The sequence below is a fragment of the Acidovorax sp. GBBC 1281 genome, assembly GCF_028473645.1.
Classification (GTDB): Bacteria; Pseudomonadota; Gammaproteobacteria; order Burkholderiales; family Burkholderiaceae_C; genus Paracidovorax.
Map to the genome: position 1 here is coordinate 14,132 of NZ_CP097269.1, position 15,613 is coordinate 29,744.

At 70.0% G+C, this 15,613-nt stretch carries 16 protein-coding genes; 11 read left to right on the top strand and 5 right to left on the bottom strand.

Annotation, left to right across the window (positions count from 1 at the left end; translation table 11 throughout):
* The first annotated feature begins 47 nt into the window (after positions 1-47).
* The 3 genes from M5C96_RS00065 (at position 48) to M5C96_RS00075 (ending at position 2,671) form a co-directional block, all read left to right on the top strand.
* Positions 48-275, top strand: coding sequence for an ATP-binding protein (locus tag M5C96_RS00065; RefSeq protein ID WP_272566411.1), 228 nt, complete (start codon positions 48-50; stop codon positions 273-275).
* Positions 276-404: 129 nt separating this feature from the next.
* The gene (locus tag M5C96_RS00070) at positions 405-842 is read left to right on the top strand and encodes an OsmC family protein (protein WP_272566412.1); all 438 of its coding nucleotides are present in this window, start codon (positions 405-407) and stop codon (positions 840-842) included.
* A 404-nt stretch (positions 843-1,246) separates the two neighbouring features.
* Positions 1,247-2,671, top strand: coding sequence for a homoserine dehydrogenase (locus tag M5C96_RS00075; protein ID WP_442867343.1), 1,425 nt, complete (start codon positions 1,247-1,249; stop codon positions 2,669-2,671).
* A gap of 67 nt (positions 2,672-2,738) precedes the next feature.
* Here M5C96_RS00075 and M5C96_RS00080 read toward each other — a convergent pair whose 3' ends face one another.
* Positions 2,739-3,017: a hypothetical protein gene (locus M5C96_RS00080; protein WP_272566413.1), complete on the bottom strand. Its 279-nt coding sequence runs from the start codon at positions 3,015-3,017 to the stop codon at positions 2,739-2,741.
* A gap of 254 nt (positions 3,018-3,271) precedes the next feature.
* Positions 3,272-3,754 (bottom strand): OsmC family protein, encoded by a 483-nt coding sequence (locus M5C96_RS00085; RefSeq protein WP_272566414.1) that lies wholly within the window; start codon positions 3,752-3,754, stop codon positions 3,272-3,274.
* A 129-nt stretch (positions 3,755-3,883) separates the two neighbouring features.
* Between M5C96_RS00085 and dinG the strand changes: the two genes are divergently transcribed.
* The 5 genes from dinG (at position 3,884) to M5C96_RS00110 (ending at position 8,986) form a co-directional block, all read left to right on the top strand.
* Positions 3,884-6,082, top strand: coding sequence for an ATP-dependent DNA helicase DinG (gene dinG / locus M5C96_RS00090; protein ID WP_272566416.1), 2,199 nt, complete (start codon positions 3,884-3,886; stop codon positions 6,080-6,082).
* A gap of 190 nt (positions 6,083-6,272) precedes the next feature.
* Complete coding sequence (locus M5C96_RS00095; protein WP_272566417.1) at positions 6,273-6,782, top strand: pyridoxamine 5'-phosphate oxidase family protein; 510 nt, start codon at positions 6,273-6,275, stop codon at positions 6,780-6,782.
* A 68-nt stretch (positions 6,783-6,850) separates the two neighbouring features.
* Positions 6,851-7,003, top strand: coding sequence for a hypothetical protein (locus tag M5C96_RS00100; protein WP_272566418.1), 153 nt, complete (start codon positions 6,851-6,853; stop codon positions 7,001-7,003).
* 119 nt (positions 7,004-7,122) lie between these two features.
* On the top strand, positions 7,123-7,542 hold the full coding sequence (locus tag M5C96_RS00105) for a CopG family transcriptional regulator (RefSeq protein ID WP_272566420.1): 420 nt from the start codon (positions 7,123-7,125) through the stop codon (positions 7,540-7,542).
* A gap of 214 nt (positions 7,543-7,756) precedes the next feature.
* Positions 7,757-8,986 carry an extracellular catalytic domain type 1 short-chain-length polyhydroxyalkanoate depolymerase gene (locus M5C96_RS00110; RefSeq protein WP_272566421.1) on the top strand — a complete coding sequence of 410 codons (1,230 nt, stop codon included), beginning with the start codon at positions 7,757-7,759 and terminating at the stop codon, positions 8,984-8,986.
* Between the two features lie 25 nt (positions 8,987-9,011).
* Here the strand turns inward: M5C96_RS00110 and M5C96_RS00115 are convergent, their stop codons facing one another.
* Complete coding sequence (locus M5C96_RS00115) at positions 9,012-10,013, bottom strand: Bug family tripartite tricarboxylate transporter substrate binding protein (protein WP_272566422.1); 1,002 nt, start codon at positions 10,011-10,013, stop codon at positions 9,012-9,014.
* Positions 10,014-10,100: 87 nt separating this feature from the next.
* Positions 10,101-11,195: a tartrate dehydrogenase gene (locus tag M5C96_RS00120; protein WP_272566423.1), complete on the bottom strand. Its 1,095-nt coding sequence runs from the start codon at positions 11,193-11,195 to the stop codon at positions 10,101-10,103.
* Positions 11,196-11,303: 108 nt separating this feature from the next.
* Here M5C96_RS00120 and M5C96_RS00125 point away from each other — a divergent pair, with 108 nt between their 5' ends.
* The 3 genes from M5C96_RS00125 (at position 11,304) to M5C96_RS00135 (ending at position 14,200) form a co-directional block, all read left to right on the top strand.
* A complete protein-coding gene (locus M5C96_RS00125; protein ID WP_272563777.1) occupies positions 11,304-12,398 on the top strand; it encodes an IS630 family transposase in 1,095 nt (364 codons plus the stop codon).
* Between the two features lie 104 nt (positions 12,399-12,502).
* Positions 12,503-13,462, top strand: coding sequence for a LysR family transcriptional regulator (locus M5C96_RS00130; RefSeq protein ID WP_272566425.1), 960 nt, complete (start codon positions 12,503-12,505; stop codon positions 13,460-13,462).
* A 102-nt stretch (positions 13,463-13,564) separates the two neighbouring features.
* Complete coding sequence (locus M5C96_RS00135) at positions 13,565-14,200, top strand: 3'-5' exonuclease (RefSeq protein ID WP_272566426.1); 636 nt, start codon at positions 13,565-13,567, stop codon at positions 14,198-14,200.
* A gap of 58 nt (positions 14,201-14,258) precedes the next feature.
* Here M5C96_RS00135 and M5C96_RS00140 read toward each other — a convergent pair whose 3' ends face one another.
* Positions 14,259-15,407 carry an ABC transporter substrate-binding protein gene (locus M5C96_RS00140; RefSeq protein ID WP_272566427.1) on the bottom strand — a complete coding sequence of 383 codons (1,149 nt, stop codon included), beginning with the start codon at positions 15,405-15,407 and terminating at the stop codon, positions 14,259-14,261.
* Positions 15,408-15,613 lie beyond the last annotated feature (206 nt).

Genomic DNA, 15,613 nt, shown 5'->3' on the forward strand with positions numbered 1-15,613 from the left:
ACGTCCCTTCCGCTTCTTCTCCGTTTTCTTTTCTTCTTCGTTTTGCGATGAACGCCCCGCGCAAGGCGCTGCCCCGCATCGATCCCGCCCGCTGCACCGGCTGCGGCTGGTGCGTGGCCGTGTGCCCGCCGCATGTCCTGTCGCTGCAGGTGCCGGGCCCGCAGCCGTGGGGGCGCAAGCAGTCGGTGCTGCACGATGCGCCGGCCTGCACGGGGTGCGCGCTGTGTGCAGTGCGCTGTCCGTTCGATGCGATCGGCATGGTGCGCACCGGCTGAGGGCTGCCTGCGGGTGCTGTAGGACAAATCGCGTCAGGCGTCGGGGCGATGGGCCCACCCGCGTGCGGGCCCCCGCATGTTGTGATCGCGTCTTGTTTGTTTTGTTGTTCACCGCACAAGGAGCACCGCATGTCCGAAAAATCCGCATCCGTCCATTGGGAAGGCGCTGGCAAGACCGGCCAGGGCCAGATCAGCACCGAGACCGGCGCGCTCAAGCAGCACCCCTATGGTTTCGGCAGCCGCTTCGGCGACGACCGCAAGGGCACCAATCCGGAAGAGATCGTGGGCGCGGCGCACGCGGCCTGCTTCACGATGGCCTTCGCGTTCGCCTGCGAGAAGGCCGGCATTTCCACCGAGACCCTCGACACCACCGCCAAGGTGCGGCTGGCCAAGGAGGGCGAGGGCTTCAAGATCGACCGCATCGCCCTCACGCTGACGGCCAAGGTGCCGGGCTTGGACGAGGCGCAGTTTCAGAAGATCGCCGCTGAGGCCAAGGCGAACTGCCCGCTGTCCAAGGCCCTGGCGAGCGTGCCCGAGATCACGCTGACCGCCACGCTCCAGGCCTGACGGCAGGTGGTGTGCCGCCGGCGCGGCACCTGCCGCGCGTTGGAGCCGAAATGGCCTCCAGCGCAATCGATACTAAGGCATTGTGCTATCAATTAAATAGCATCAGGGCAGTGGTTGTGGGGCGTGCATCGCGTCCTGTACACTTGCCGCCCATGTCGTGCCGTTCTTCCTTTGCCACCGTCGCTCGCGCTGCCCGCCTGGGTCGCGCCGCGGTGCCGCCCGCCACCGCGCGGGCCCGGATGAACGCACGAATGATTACCACCATTACCACCGCGGCGACCTAGCCTTGGTGCAGGGTGGCCGTCCCGGCGGCCACCTGGTGTCATTCCCTCCCCGAACGAACCCAGCCTGGCAGCTGGGTTTTTTGTTGGCCTTTTTGTGGCCCGTTTCTGGAGAGAGTGAGCATGTTCAACGACCCCCACCTGAGTCCCTGGTCCGCCGGCCCTGGCGAGGCCCGCGCGCCCATCCCCATGCAGCGTCCGCTGCGCGTGGGAATGATCGGCATCGGCACGGTGGGCTCAGGCACCTGGCGGGTGTTGCGCCGCAACCAGGCCGCCATTGCGGGGCGCGCGGGCCGGGGCATCGAGATCGTGGCCGTGGCGGCGCGCAACCTGGCGCGGGCCGCGGCCGTGCTGGACGGCGCCGTGGGCGTGGAGCTGACGGACGACCCGCTGCGCGTGGCGACCCACCCCGGCGTGGACGTGGTGGTGGAAGCCGCTGGCGGCACCGGCCCGGCGCGCAATTGGGTGCTGGCGGCCATCGCGCACGGCAAGCACGTGGTGACGGCCAACAAGGCGCTGCTGGCGGTGCATGGCAACGAGATCTTCGCGGCAGCGCAGCAGCGGGGCGTGGCGGTGGCCTACGAGGGCGCGGTGGCGGTGAGCATCCCCATCGTCAAGGCGCTGCGCGAGGGCCTCACGGCCAACCGCATCGAGTGGGTGGCCGGCATCATCAACGGCACCACCAATTTCATCCTGACCCAGATGCGCGACGAGGGGCTGGACTTCGCGGCGGCGCTCGGCCAGGCGCAGGCGCTGGGCTATGCCGAGGCCGACCCGTCGTTCGATGTGGACGGCGTGGACGCCGCGCACAAGGCCACGCTGCTGGCGGCCAACGCGTTCGGCATGCCGGTGCGCTTCGAGCGGGCGCACGTGGAGGGCATCCGCGGGCTGCAGACGATCGACGTGGCGTGCGCCCAAGCGCTGGGCTTTCGCATCAAGCTGCTGGGCATGGCGCGGCGGAATCTGGAAGAGGGCGAGGGTGAAGACCAGGGCGTGGAGCTGCGCGTGCACCCCGCCCTGGTGCCTGCGCGGCACCTGCTGGCGCAGGTGGACGGATCGATGAACGCGGTGCTGGTCAAGGGCGATGCCTGCGGCGTGACGATGTACTACGGCGCGGGCGCAGGGTCCGAGCCCACCGCGTCGGCCGTGGTGGCCGATCTGGTGGACGTGGCGCGTCTGGCGGCCGACGACAGCGCCGCGCACCGCGTGCCGCACCTGGCGTTCCACCCGCATGCGCAGCAGGACCGGGCGGTGAAACCCATCGGGGATGTGCGCACGCGGCATTACCTGCGCGTGCCGGTGGCGGCGGGGCGGGCGGATGCCATCGGGGTGGTGTCGGAGCATCTGGCGCGCGCCGGAGTCGCGGTGCAATCGCTGAGGGTGCACGCCGTTGCGGTGGCGCAGGGCGATCCGGCCTTGGACCAGGTACTGGCACTCACGCACGAGGCCGCCGATGCGCAGGTGCAGGCGGTGCTGGAGCAACTGCGCGAGGCGCCGGGTCTGTGCGTGCAGGCGCCGGTGCGGCTGCGGGTGGAAATGCTGGAGTAATGAAGAGAGCGGGCGAGGGGGGCTGCGGCGGCGGCGGGGCGAGTGCGCGGCCCCCGCCGCCGTCCGCTCAGCGCTTTTGCTTCTGGTAGGCCTCGTGGGCCGGCTTGCCGCGGTCGGTGTCCTGCAGGCCGCGCTGCACGTCCTTGTAAGCCTGCTGCATTTCTTCGGACGGCTCGCCGCCGGTCATCTCCACGGCCTGGTCGCGCTCGTGCGGCAGGCGGGGCTCGGGGCCGTCGGGGTTCTTGCTGTCGGCGTCGGGGGCGGGGTGCGACTGCGTGGTGTCGATGCGGCGCTCCTTGCGCTCGGGCACCGGGGTGTCGGAAAGGGAATCGCGGGGGGTGGACATCGGGGGGCTCCTGTCGTGTGGCTGTGCCGGAAAGGCATGGCCTCGATGCTAGGAAAGCCCTCCGGCGGCGTCTGTAGGCGGGTGCGCACAGCCGGCGACGGCGGGGGCGATTTGAAGCCTTTCAGGCCGCTGGCGCAATCAATACTAGGGCGTATTGCTATTAATTGAATAGCAACCGGGTGGTGCTTCGGCACGCGGCCGCCCGCCGCGGCGGTGGCGGCCCCGCGCGCAATCCACGGCGGGATCGAAGCCCCTCAGGCCGCGTCCGCCGTTTCCAGCACGGGCGCGCAGTCGATGCGCGTGCGGACCGAGTTGGCGAGAAAGCACGCCGCGTGCGCCCGGTGGTGCAGCGCCTCCAGCGCCTCCTGGCTGGGCGCGTGGGCCGGGTCGAAGCGGGTGACGGGGCGCAGCTGCACGTGGGCGACCACGGGGCGGCCCTGGTCGTCCGGCGCCATGGTGCCCACGGCGTCGTCGCGGTAGTGGTCCACGCGCCAGCCGTCGCGGCAGGCCAGGTCCAGGAACCACAGCATGTGGCAGCTCGACAGCGCCGCGACGAAGGCCTCTTCCGGGTCCACCGCGGCTGCGTCGGAGTAGGGCAGGGGCACGACGTGCGGCGAGGACGACGCGGCGACGGTGGCCCCGCCGTCGAACTGCCATTGGTGGGCGCGGTGGTAGCGCCGGTCCAGGAAGGCGTCGCTGCCGCGCTGCCAGGTGATGGAGGCCAGGTGTTCTGCCATGGGGGTCTCGTTTCGGTCGGTTGGAGGGGGGGAACGAAGGGACGCCCCGGGAGTTTAGGGACCTCCGGCCGTGCCCTGTCGAGAACCCGAACCGTTTCCGGGGCCGGCCCGGGCATGCCACACTACTGTATGTCTCAACAGGAATGGGCCGCGCAGGCCCTGCAGTCTTTCGATGCGGTGGTGGGCGCCACCGAGGGGTTCCGCAGCCGCGCCGGCCAGCGGCGCATGGCCGAGCAGGTGGCGCACACCTTCAGCGTGGCGCAGCTGGGCAAGGTGGAGGAGGGGCCCGACGGCGAGGCGCCGCCGCCCACGCGCTCCATCGCCGTCGTGCAGGCGGGCACGGGGGTCGGCAAATCGCTGGCCTACAGCGTGCCGGCCATCGCCATGGCGATCTCGCGCGGCACGCGGGTGCTGATCTCCACGGCCACGGTGGCGCTGCAGGAGCAGCTCGTCAACAAGGACCTCCCGGCCCTGGCCGCGCGCATGGAGCAGCCCTTCAAGTTCGCCCTGGCCAAGGGCCGCGGGCGCTATGTGTGCAAGCTCAAGCTGGAGCGGCTCGCCGGCACGGGCGAGGCCCATTCGCCGGAGGAGGAAGACCTCTTCGCCGAGGAAGAGGCCGCCACCCGCGCCGCCCGCCCGCGCCAGGAGACCGAGGCGCGCATGAAGTTCTACGCCACCATGGCCGACGTGCTCGCCAAGGGCGCCTGGGACGGCGACCGCGACAGCCTGGAGGTGCCGCCCGAGTCCGAGGTGTGGAGCCCCGTGGCGGCCGAGGCCAGCTCCTGCACCGGCAAGCACTGCCCGGCCTTCAGCCAGTGCACCTACTACGACCGGCGCAAGGCGCTGGTGGCCGCGCAGGTCATCGTGGCCAACCACGACCTGCTGCTGTCCTCGCTGGGCGCGCGGCTGCTGCCCGAGCTGGACAACTGCCTGCTGGTGCTGGACGAGGCGCACCACCTGCCTGCGACCGCGCTCGACCAGTTCGCTTGCGAGGCCGACCTGTCCCGCCTGACCTGGATCGACCGCCTGGCCAGCCGCGCGCTGCGCATCGGCGCGCTGGTCGAGGTGGAGGAGATCGCCGACATCCCCAACCATTCCGCGCGCCTGCGCGCCGCGCTGCAGGACGTGGCCCGGCTGGTGATGGACGTGTACGGCGAGCAACTGCGCGCCCCCAGGCCGGCCTGGGGCGGCCGCGCCCGCCCGCAGGCGCCCGGCATGCCCACGCGGGTCCGCGTGGCCGGCGGCGTGCTGCCCGAGGCGCTGGTGGAGCCGTTGGGCCAGATGGCGCACCACGCCGAGGGCTTTCTGAACGCGCTGCGCGCCATCGCCAAGGCCCTGCGCGCCGAGATCCGCGACAAGCCCGACGAGGCGCGGCGCCTGTCCACGCTCTATGCCCAGGTCGGCGCGCTCGCGCCCCGGCTGGAGGGCGTGCACGCCACCGCGCAACTGCTGCTGCAGGACGCGCCCGAGGGTGCCGTGCCGGCCGCCAAATGGTTCACGCTGGAGGTGGAGGGCGACTTCATCGTCGTGAAGGCGCACGCCAGCCCCATCCTGCCGGGCAACACGCTGCGCCACCACCTGTGGTCGGCCGTGCGCGGGGCGGTGCTCACCTCGGCCACGCTGACGAGCTGCGGGCAGTTCGACTTCTTCCTGCGCGAGGCGGGGCTGTTCGGCGACGAGACCGTCACCACCCTGGAGGTGCCCAGCCCCTTCGACTACGCGCTGCAGGGCACGCTGATCGCCACCGAGACCGTGGCCGACCCGCGCGAGGCGCAGGCCTTCACCGCCGAGATGGTGGATGCGCTGCTGACCGACCTGGCCATGGTCGAGTCCGGCGCGCTGGTGCTCTTCACCTCGCGCGACCAGATGCGCCAGGCCGTCGATGCGCTGCCCACCGCCATGCGCGGCAGCGTGCTGGTGCAGACCGCGCTGCCCCGCACCCAGCTGCTGGCGCGCCACCGCGAGCGCGTGGCGAACGGCGAGCCGTCCATCATCTTCGGCATGCAGTCGTTCGGCGAGGGGCTGGACCTGCCGGGCGCGCTGTGCGAATCGCTGTTCATCACCAAGCTGCCGTTCGCGCCGCCCGACGACCCGGTGGGCGAGTCGCGCGCCGAATGGTTGCGGGCCGCGGGGCGCGACCCGTTCAGCGAGCTGGTCGTGCCGGCAACGGCCATCCGCCTGGCCCAGTGGGTGGGCCGCGCCATCCGCACGGAGGAAGACCGCGCGCACGTGTACTGCTACGACAAGCGGCTGGTGCGCACGTCGTACGGGCAGCGGCTGCTCAAGGGCCTGCCGCCCTTCGCGCTGGAGCGGCGCCCGGCGGCCTGAGCCTGGCCCGCAGGCCCGGGCCGGCCGGCTCGGGCGGCCCGCGCGGAGATGTCGGACATGCCCCACAGGGCCCCGGGCCGCGAGCCGACCGTGGGCGCAGCAGGGCCCCCCTACATTGGGACCTCCCTCCCGCACCGCGCGCTCTGTGCGCGCGGCGTTCGGCCTCCTTCCCTGCTTGCCGGAGACACCCATGAGCAACGACACCACCACCTCCCCCCACGCCACGCTGTGGCGGCTGATCAAGGACATCCGCTTCGGCATGCTCACGCACCGCGCCGCCAGCGGCATGCTGCATGCCCACCCGCTGACCACGCAGAACAAAGACATCGACGAGCAGTCGCAGCTGTTCTTCTTCATCCCGCGCAACGGTGAGCTGTTCGAACGCCTGCGCGCGGACAGCCAGGTCAACGTGACCTACTCCAACCCCGAGAAGGACAGCTACGTTTCGCTGTCCGGCGCGGCCGGCTTCATCGAAGACATCGCCAAGAAAGAGGCGCTGTGGTCGCCCATGGCGAAGGCCTGGTTTCCGGACGGCGTGAACGACCCCAACCTCGTGCTGCTGGCCATCCACATCAGCCACGCCGAGTACTGGGACGTCAAGGAAAGCAAGATGACCCAGCTGTTCAAGATGGCCAAGGCGGCCGTCACGGGCAACCCGCCCAAGGACATGGGCGAGCACAAGGAACTGTCGCTGTCCTGAGGAGCGCGGGTCTTTTCGCTCCCCCATCGATCCAATCGTTTCATTCCCCGTTCGCAAGGAGACACACCATGGCCAACGACAAGCAGGAGCCCACCCAAAAGAACGAAGCCCAGCGCACGCCGGAAAGCCGGCACGACCGTGATGCCCACATCGGCAGCGGCAACCAGGTGCAGTCGCGCCAGGGCTCGGCAGGCAGCGGAGGCGGGCGCGGCGCTGGCTGAAGCCGCTGCACCCTGGCAACGACAGGGGCCTTCGGGCCCCTTTATTTTGCGCGGATGCCCTTGAAAGATTCCATGGACCATCCATTTACCATCCAATGGGATGGAAAAATGAGGTTTTTATGGCAACGACGGCACTTGAGCGCATCAACAAGGTTCCGGATTCGGAGAAGGTGACGATCAATCTGGGGTATGTGGACCTCGGCCACATCGACCTGCTGGTGTCCGAGGGGTTCTATTCGAACCGCACGGACTTCATCCGCACCGCGATCCGCAACCAGCTGGTCGCCCAGGCCGATGCGGTGCGGCAGGTGGTGGCCCGCAAGACGCTGGTGCTGGGGCTGCAGCGGTTCGGCCGGGCTGAACTGGAGGCCGTCCAGGCCGCAGGGCAGACGCTGGAGATCCGCGTGCTGGGCCTGTGCACCATCGACGACGACGTGCCCCCTGCATTGGCCCAGGCGACCATCGCCTCGGTCCATGTGCTGGGGGCGCTGCACGCCAGCGCGGCGGTCAAGGCCGCGCTGGTCGGCCGCATCGGCTGACACCCAACGGCACGCGCCGGTGGACACGACGACAAGGGACGGACCCGCGCCTTCGGCGCTGGCGACCGGACCACCATGGCAGACCGGCCCGATTCGAAGGCGGCGGCGAGACAAGAGACACGACGAGACGAACGCGGCACGCATGCCCCTGGGGGGCCCGATGCCGCCCCCGCACGCCAGGGCCCCCGTGGCCCGCTTTTCGAAAGGATTCCCCATGGACTGGAACAAGAAGGTCAAGCAGCTTCTGAACGAAGTCACCCCGCTGATGCGCACCGGCCAGCTCGTCGACGCCACCCGTGCCATCCAGCAGGCCCTGGCCGGCCAAGGCACGGCCGCAGCCACCGCGGCGGGGAGCGCTGCCGCCGGCCGTGTGGCGGCCTGGCGCGAGCGCTTCGGCGCGGCACCCAGCAGCCCCGCCGCGGCATGGAAGGCCCCCTTCGGCGCGCCCGACGTGGAAGACGCGGTGGTCGTCGACCGGCCGGCCGCCCCGGTGCCGGACGCGCACCGGCCATCGCCGTCACCGTCGCCTCGCAACGCGAGAGCCGAATCCCCCGGCAGTTTCACGCGGGTGGCCTTCGCCGGCCCGGCCGGCGCGCCGCAGGACCACTACTACCTCAGCGTGCCCCCCGGCGCGGCCGCGGGCACGCCGATGCCGCTGGTGCTCATGCTGCACGGCTGCACGCAGAACCCGCAGGACTTCGCCCTCGGCACCGGCATGAACGAGGCCGCCGCGCCCGCGAACGCGCTCGTGCTGTACCCCGCGCAGGCCCAGGGCGCCAACGCCCACGGCTGCTGGAACTGGTTCCGTCCGCAGGACCAGCAGCGCGGCCACGGTGAGCCCGCCACGCTGGTCGCCATGGTGCGCGACGTGATGGCGCGCCACCCCGTGGATGCCCGCCGCGTGTACGTGGCGGGCCTGTCCGCCGGCGGGGCCATGGCCGCGCTGCTGGCGCGCGAATACCCCGACGTGTTCGCGGCCGTGGGCGTGCATTCGGGCCTGCAGGCCGGCGCCGCGCACAACGTGATGGGCGCGCTGTCGGCCATGAAGAGCGGCGCCAAGGGCACGCCCGGCCCGGCATCCCCCGCCCGCGAGGGCGGGGCCGGCGCCCCGCCGCTCATCGTGTTCCACGGCGATGCCGACGAGACGGTGCACGCCCGCAATGGCGAGCAACTGCTGGCTGCGGCGCTGCGGTCCGCGCCCGGTGCCCGGCCCGAGGCCGAAACCGGCCAGAGCCCCGGTGGCCAGCGCTACACGCGCACCGTGTACCGCGCCGCACCGGGCAGCGGCCCGGGCGCGGTGGTGGCCGAGCACTGGCAACTGAACGGCGCGGGCCATGCCTGGGCCGGGGGCCACGCGCGGGGCAGCTACACCGATCCGCGCGGGGTGGACGCGACGGCGCAGATGCTGCGGTTCTTCCTGGAGCACCCCCGCGCCGCCGGTTGATCGGGCGCGAGGCGCGGCGGTGGCGTCAGTCGATCACCACCTTCGCCTCCGCCACCAGTCGGGCGAAGCGCTCGGTTTCGCTGCGAATCTGCTGGGCCATCTGCTCGCGGGTGTTGCCCACCGGCTCGGCGCCGATGTCGGCCATGCGCTTGCGGAACGCCGGTGACTGGATCACCTTCACCATTTCGGCGTTCAGCCGGTCCAGGATGTCCCGGGGCGTGGCCGCCGGGGCGAGCACGCCGAACCACGTGCCCAGGTCGAAGCCTTTCAGGCCCGCCTCGTCCAGCGTCGGCACGTCGGGCAGGGCCGAGGATCGCTGGAGCGTGGACACCGCCAGCGCCCGCAGCTTGCCGGCTTTGATGTGCGGCAGCACGGGCGTGATGGTGTCGAACGACATGGTGATCTGGCCGCCCAGCAGGTCGGTGGCCAGCGGGCCGCTGCCCTTGTAGGGAATGTGGCCCAGCGACGTGCCGGTGAGGCCCTGGAACTGCGTGCCGATCAGGTGCTGCGCGGTCCCGTTGCCGTTGGAGCCGAAGGTCAGCTTGCCCGGTTGCGCCTTGGCCTGGGCCACCAGGTCGGCCACGGTCCTGGCCGGGTTGTCGGCGTGGACGACCAGCACGTTGGGCACCAGCGCCACCGTGGTGATGGGGGCCAGGTCCTTCTGGAAGTCGTAGGGCAGTTTCTTGTACACGCTGGTGGCGATGGTGTGGTGCACCGCGCCCATCAGCAGGGTGTAGCCGTCGGGCTTGGACCGGGCCACGTAGTCGGCGCCGATGGTGGCGCCGGCCCCCGGGCGGCTTTCCACGATGACGGGCTGGCCGAGCGACACCGTCAGCCGGTCGGCCAGCGCCCGCGCCAGCACGTCGGTGGTGCCGCCGGCGGGAAAGGGCACCGTCAGGCTGATGGTCTTGGTGGGCCAGGCGGCCTGGGCGAGGGCGCTGCCGCTGGCCAGCACCGGGAGGGCGGCCGCGAAAGCGTGCAGTAGCACCTGCCGCCGCCGGCGCGCGGGGAAAAGTTTCGGGGCCATGCTGGTCTCCTGGGAGAGCGCTCTGCGGCGCCTGGGGGATGGCCCGCCGCTACGCGGTCGGGCGAAGGAAGGGATGAGAGAGGGAACTCAGGCGGCCAGCCGCTGCGCCTGGCGGGTGCCGGCCAGGTGGTCGCACACCGCCTGCGTGACCTGGGCCGTGGTGGCCTGGCCGCCCAGGTCCCGCGTGTGCAGGGCCGGGTCCGCGGTGACGTGTTCGATGGCCCGCATCAGGCGCCGGGCGGCGTCCGCCTCGCCCAGGTGTTCGAGCAGCATCACGGCCGACCAGAACGTGCCCACCGGGTTCGCCAGGCCCTGGCCCATGATGTCGAAGGCCGACCCGTGGATGGGCTCGAACATCGAGGGATAGCGCCGCTCGGGGTCGATGTTGCCGGTCGGTGCGATGCCCAGGCTGCCCGCCAGCGCGGCGGCCAGGTCGCTCAGGATGTCGGCATGCAGGTTGGTGGCGACGATGGTGTCCAGCGTGGCCGGGTGGTTCACCATGCGGGCCGTGGCGGCGTCCACCAGTTCCTTGTCCCAGGCCACGTCGGGAAAGTCGCGCGAGACCTCCAGCGCGATCTCGTCCCACATCACCATCGCGTGGCGCTGGGCGTTGCTCTTGGTGATCACGGTGAGCTGCCGTCGCGGGCGCGACCGGGCGAGCTGGAAGGCGTAGCGCAGGATGCGCTCCACGCCCACGCGCGTCATGATCGACACGTCGGTGGCAGCCTCGATCGGGTGGCCCTGGTGCACCCAGCCGCCCACGCCGGAGTATTCGCCCTCCGAGTTCTCGCGCACGATCACCCAGTCCAGCTGCTCGGGCGTGCAGCGCTTGAGCGGGCCGTCGATGCCCGGCAGGATGCGCGTGGGCCGCACGTTGGCGTACTGGTCGAAGCCCTGGCAGATCTTCAGGCGCAGGCCCCACAGGGTGATGTGGTCGGGAATGTGCGGATCGCCCGCCGAGCCGAACAGGATGGCGTCCTTGCCGCGCAGGGCGTCCAGCCCGTCGGCCGGCATCATGGCGCCGTGCGCGCGGTAGTGGTCGCCGCCCCAGTCGAAGTCTTCGAACTCGAAGCGCAGCGTGTCGTCGGTGGCGGCCAGGGCCTGCAGGACCTGGCGGCCGGCGGGAATCACTTCCTTGCCGATCCCGTCTCCGGGAATGGTGGCGATGGCGTAGGTGGTCATGGGTGGTTCGGTCGAAAAGCGTTGGGGACCACGCCACTCTAGTGTCCTGTCCCGTTAATTCGCAGGCACGATAGCTGCATGGTTTCGGGCCATCCTTGAGGTGCCGCCATGCCCAATGCAACGACCCGAACAGAAATTGCGCTTAGTGAAGTGGAGCGCGCGGAACTGACGTCCATGGCGCGATCACGTTCGCTGCCAGCGGCGTTGTCGCTCAGGGCGCGCATCGTGCTGACTTGCGAAGGCACAGATAAAGCCAGCACCGCGGTTGCGCAGGCTCTGGGGATCAGTCGTAGCACTGTCACCAAGTGGCGCGGGCGCTATGCGCGCCATCGCATTGCAGGGCTTTACGACGAGTTGCGCCCGGGTCGCCCCCGCACGGTAGATGACGAGCGTGTTGCTGAGTTGATTACCAAGACGTTGCACACCAAGCCTGCTGATGGGGGTACCCACTGGAGCACCCGCACGCTGGCCGCCGATACGGGCATCAGCAAGAGCACGGTGGCGCGCTATCTGCAGACCTTCAACCTCAAGCCGCACCGGGCCGACAGCTTCAAGCTGTCGACCGATCCGCTGTTCATCGAGAAGCTGCGCGACGTTGTGGGGCTGTACCTGAACCCACCTGACAACGCGCTGGTGCTGTGCGTGGACGAGAAGAGCCAATGCCAAGCTTTGGAGCGTACGCAGCCGATGCTGCCAATGGGGTTTGGCTATGTCGAAGGTGTCACGCACGACTACGTGCGCCACGGCACCACCACCTTGTTCGCGGCCCTGAACGTGATGAATGGCCAAGTGATCGCGCAGTGCCGGCCCCGGCATCGTCATCAAGAGTTCCTTGCCTTCCTGCGCGCCATCGACAAGGCAGTGCCCGACGAACTGGATGTGCACTGCATAGCTGATAACTACGCCAGCCACAAGCATCCAAAGGTGCGCGCTTGGTTGGCCGAGCGGCCTCGCTGGCACATGCACTTCGTTCCGACCTATTCAAGCTGGCTCAATCAGGTCGAGCGCTTCTTCTCGATCATCACCACGCGGGCAATCCGCCGTGGCTCGTTCACCAGCGTGAAGGATCTGATCAACAAGATCGACACATTCATCGCGAATTACAACCAGTCCTGCCAGCCGTTTACTTGGACAGCTACAGCAGACTCCATCCTCGAAAAACTCGCCAGACTATGCGGGCGAATTAACGGGACAGGACACTAGGCACCGCCGGCCTTTCGGCGCGGGGCTATAGTGAAACCATTGTTCACCTGGATTCAACAATCCAGCGGCCCACCCCACCCCGCTTTTTTTCCTGCCGCCTGCCCATGCCTGCCGCCCACGCCCTTCCCGCCATCCAGCCGGCCGACCTGGGATTTTTCTCGGTGCTGGCCAGTTGCGGCAGCCTGAGCGCGGCCGCGCGCGAGCTGGGCATCACCACGCCGGCCGTCAGCAAGCACCTGGCGCTGATGGAGGCGCGCGTGGGCGTGCCGCTGGTCAACCGCACGACGCGGCGCATGGGCCTCACGCCCGAGGGCGAGCTGTACCTGGCGCACGCGCGCCGCATCCTGAGCGAGATCCACGACCTGGAAGAGCTGCTGGGCCTGTCGCGCGCAACGCCGAAGGGCCTGCTGCGGGTGAATGCCACGCTGGGGTTCGGGCGCCGCCACATCGCGCCGCTCATCTCGCGCTTCGCGCGCCTGCACCCGCAGGTGCAGGTGCAACTGCAGTTGTCCGTGAACCCGCCTGCGCTCACTGACGATGCGTTCGACGTGTGCATCCGATTCGGCGCGCCGCCCGAGGCCCGCGTGATCGCCAGGCACCTGGCGCACAACCGGCGGCTGCTGTGCGCATCGCCCGACTACCTGGCGCGCCACGGCACGCCGAAGGTGCCCAACGACCTGGTGCACCACAACTGCCTGGGCATCCGCCAGGGCGAGGAGGCCTACGGCGTGTGGCGGCTCACGCGCGGCCGCGGGCGCCATGCGGTCACCGAGTCGGTGAAGACGCGCGGAAGCCTCACCACCAACGACGGCGAGATCGCCGTGCGCTGGGCCCTGGAAGGGCACGGCATACTGATGCGGGCCGAGTGGGACATCGAGCGCCGCCTGCGCAGCGGGCAACTGGTGCCGGTGCTGCCCGCCTACAGCACGCCCGATGCCGACATCCACGCCGTGTACCCGCAGCGCCACCAGTCCGCGGCGCGGGTGCGGGCCTTCGTCGATTTCGTGGCGCAGGCGCTGTCGGACCGGGGCAGGGCCGGCGGTGGGGACGGCGACGCGGAGTGAGCGCCTGCCGCGCGGCCGTGGCGGCGCCTTCGCGCCGGCCGGTCCGGGCACTTCGCCGAAAATGCGGGCATTCCGCACGCCGACCCCCTTTGCCGCCCCGCCATGTCCCTCATCGCCGTCATCGATTTCGAAACCACGGGCATCTCGCCCGGCCAGGGCGCGCGGGCGACCGAAGTGGCCATCGTGCTGCTGGACAACGGCCAGGTGGTGGACCGCTTTCAGAGCCTGATGAACACCGGCGCGTGGATTCCGCCGTTCATCACGCAGCTGACGGGCATCACCAACGCCATGGTGGCCGCCGCACCCGATGCGGCGCAGGTCATGCGCGAGGCGGCGCGCTTCGTGGGCGACACGCCCATGGTGGCGCACAACGCATCGTTCGACAGCAAGTTCTGGGCGGCCGAGCTGGGCTGCGCGGACCTGCCGGCACCCCATGCCTTCGCGTGCACGGTGCTCCTGTCGCGGCGCCTTTACCCAGAGGCGCCCAGCCACAAGCTCGGCAGCATCGTCGGCCACCTGGATCTGCCGCTGGCGGAACGCGCCCACCGGGCCCTGGCTGATGCGGAGATGGCCGCGGCGCTGCTGGGCCGCATCCAGCACGACCTGCGCACCCGCTGGGGCGTGGCCGATCCCGCGCATGCCCTGCTCATGGGCCTGCAGCGCTGCGCGCGGCCTGCATTGGGCAAGTGGTTCGCGCAGCACGGCGCAGCGTTGGCGAAGGCCACCGCGAGCGTTTAGCACCGTTCCGGGCCCCGTTTCGCGGGGATGCCCTGGGGCTCAGAGGCCCCAGCTTTGGTCAGTAGCGCGCGCGCCCGAAGCTGTCGAGGATGGCGATTTCCGTGAACAGGCTGCCTTCGCGCCGGTTGTTCAGGAACGACACCTCGTAGCCGCCCAGATCGATGCGCGGCAGGCGCGACAGCGTCTCGGCCAGCGCCCGGCCATCCACGCTGCCGCTGCGCGGCACGGCCTTGATTCCCTGGCCGATGGTCTTGGCCACGAGGAAGCCTTCGAACGCCGCCAGCGAGGCGATGCTGGCGCTCTGCTGCGCCGCCTGCATGGCCTGGCGGAACTCGCGCACCACCGGAATCGACTGGTTGGTGAGCGCCGGGAACACCTGCGTCATGCCCACGCCGCGGGCGTTTTCCGCGCCCACGGCATCCACCAGCTTCACGGGGTCGAGGTCGGAGATGCCGACCACCTGCGCATGCCCGCCGGCTGCGCGGTAGGCCTTCACGAAGGCGCTGCCCGCGGCTTGGCCCGCCACCATCACGATCACCTGCGCATCGGCCTTGAGCAGCTTGGCCAGCGCGGGCTGGATGTCCGACGAGGTGCGCTCGTAGGGCTCCTTGGCGACCAGTGCCAGCTTGCGCTGCGACAGGGCCGCCGTGAGCGCCTCCAGGCCCTTTTCGCCATAGGCGTCGTTCTGGTAGAGCGCCGCGAACTTGGTCATGCCGATGGCGTCGCCCATCTGCGCGACCAGCTTGGTCAGCTCCGTGCTGTAGCCGGCGCGCACGTGAAAGACGTAGGGGTTCACCGGCTCGCGGATGACCTGCGAGCCCGAGCGCGTGGGAAACAGCGGCACGCCGCTGTCCTGCGGCAGCTTCGCCTCGATCAGCGCCTGGGTGTTGCTGGTGGCGAAAGAGATCAGCGCGGCGGGCTTCATGGCCAGCAGCTTGCGGGCGCCGGCTAGCGTCTTCTCGGGCTTGAATTCATCGTCTTCCACGACGAGCCGTACCTCCAGGCCGGGAAATGCCTGGCTCTTTTGCGCTTCGGCAAAGTAGGTTTCCACCCCCAGCACCACCTGCTTGCCCACTTCGGCGGCATTGCCTCCGGTCAGCGGCGCCACCATGCCGACGATGACGTGAGGGGCCGCGCGGGCGGCCGAGCCGATCCAGGGAAGGGCCAGCGAGGCGCCCAGGCGGGTGGTGAATACACGGCGTTTCATGGAACGTGCTCCTGTGGAGGGCAGACAGCAGAGAAGGGCGCCAACGCGCCCGGACGAACCGATGCAGAAGAACCGGCACGCCCCTGCAAATGCAAGAACGTGCGAAATGTATGACCTATTGTTAATCGGTTTTTGTGGCGTTTGGGCCCCTGTGGACGTGATTTGATCGTCCTGTGCTAGGATTTGCCGCCATGCAACGCAATCTG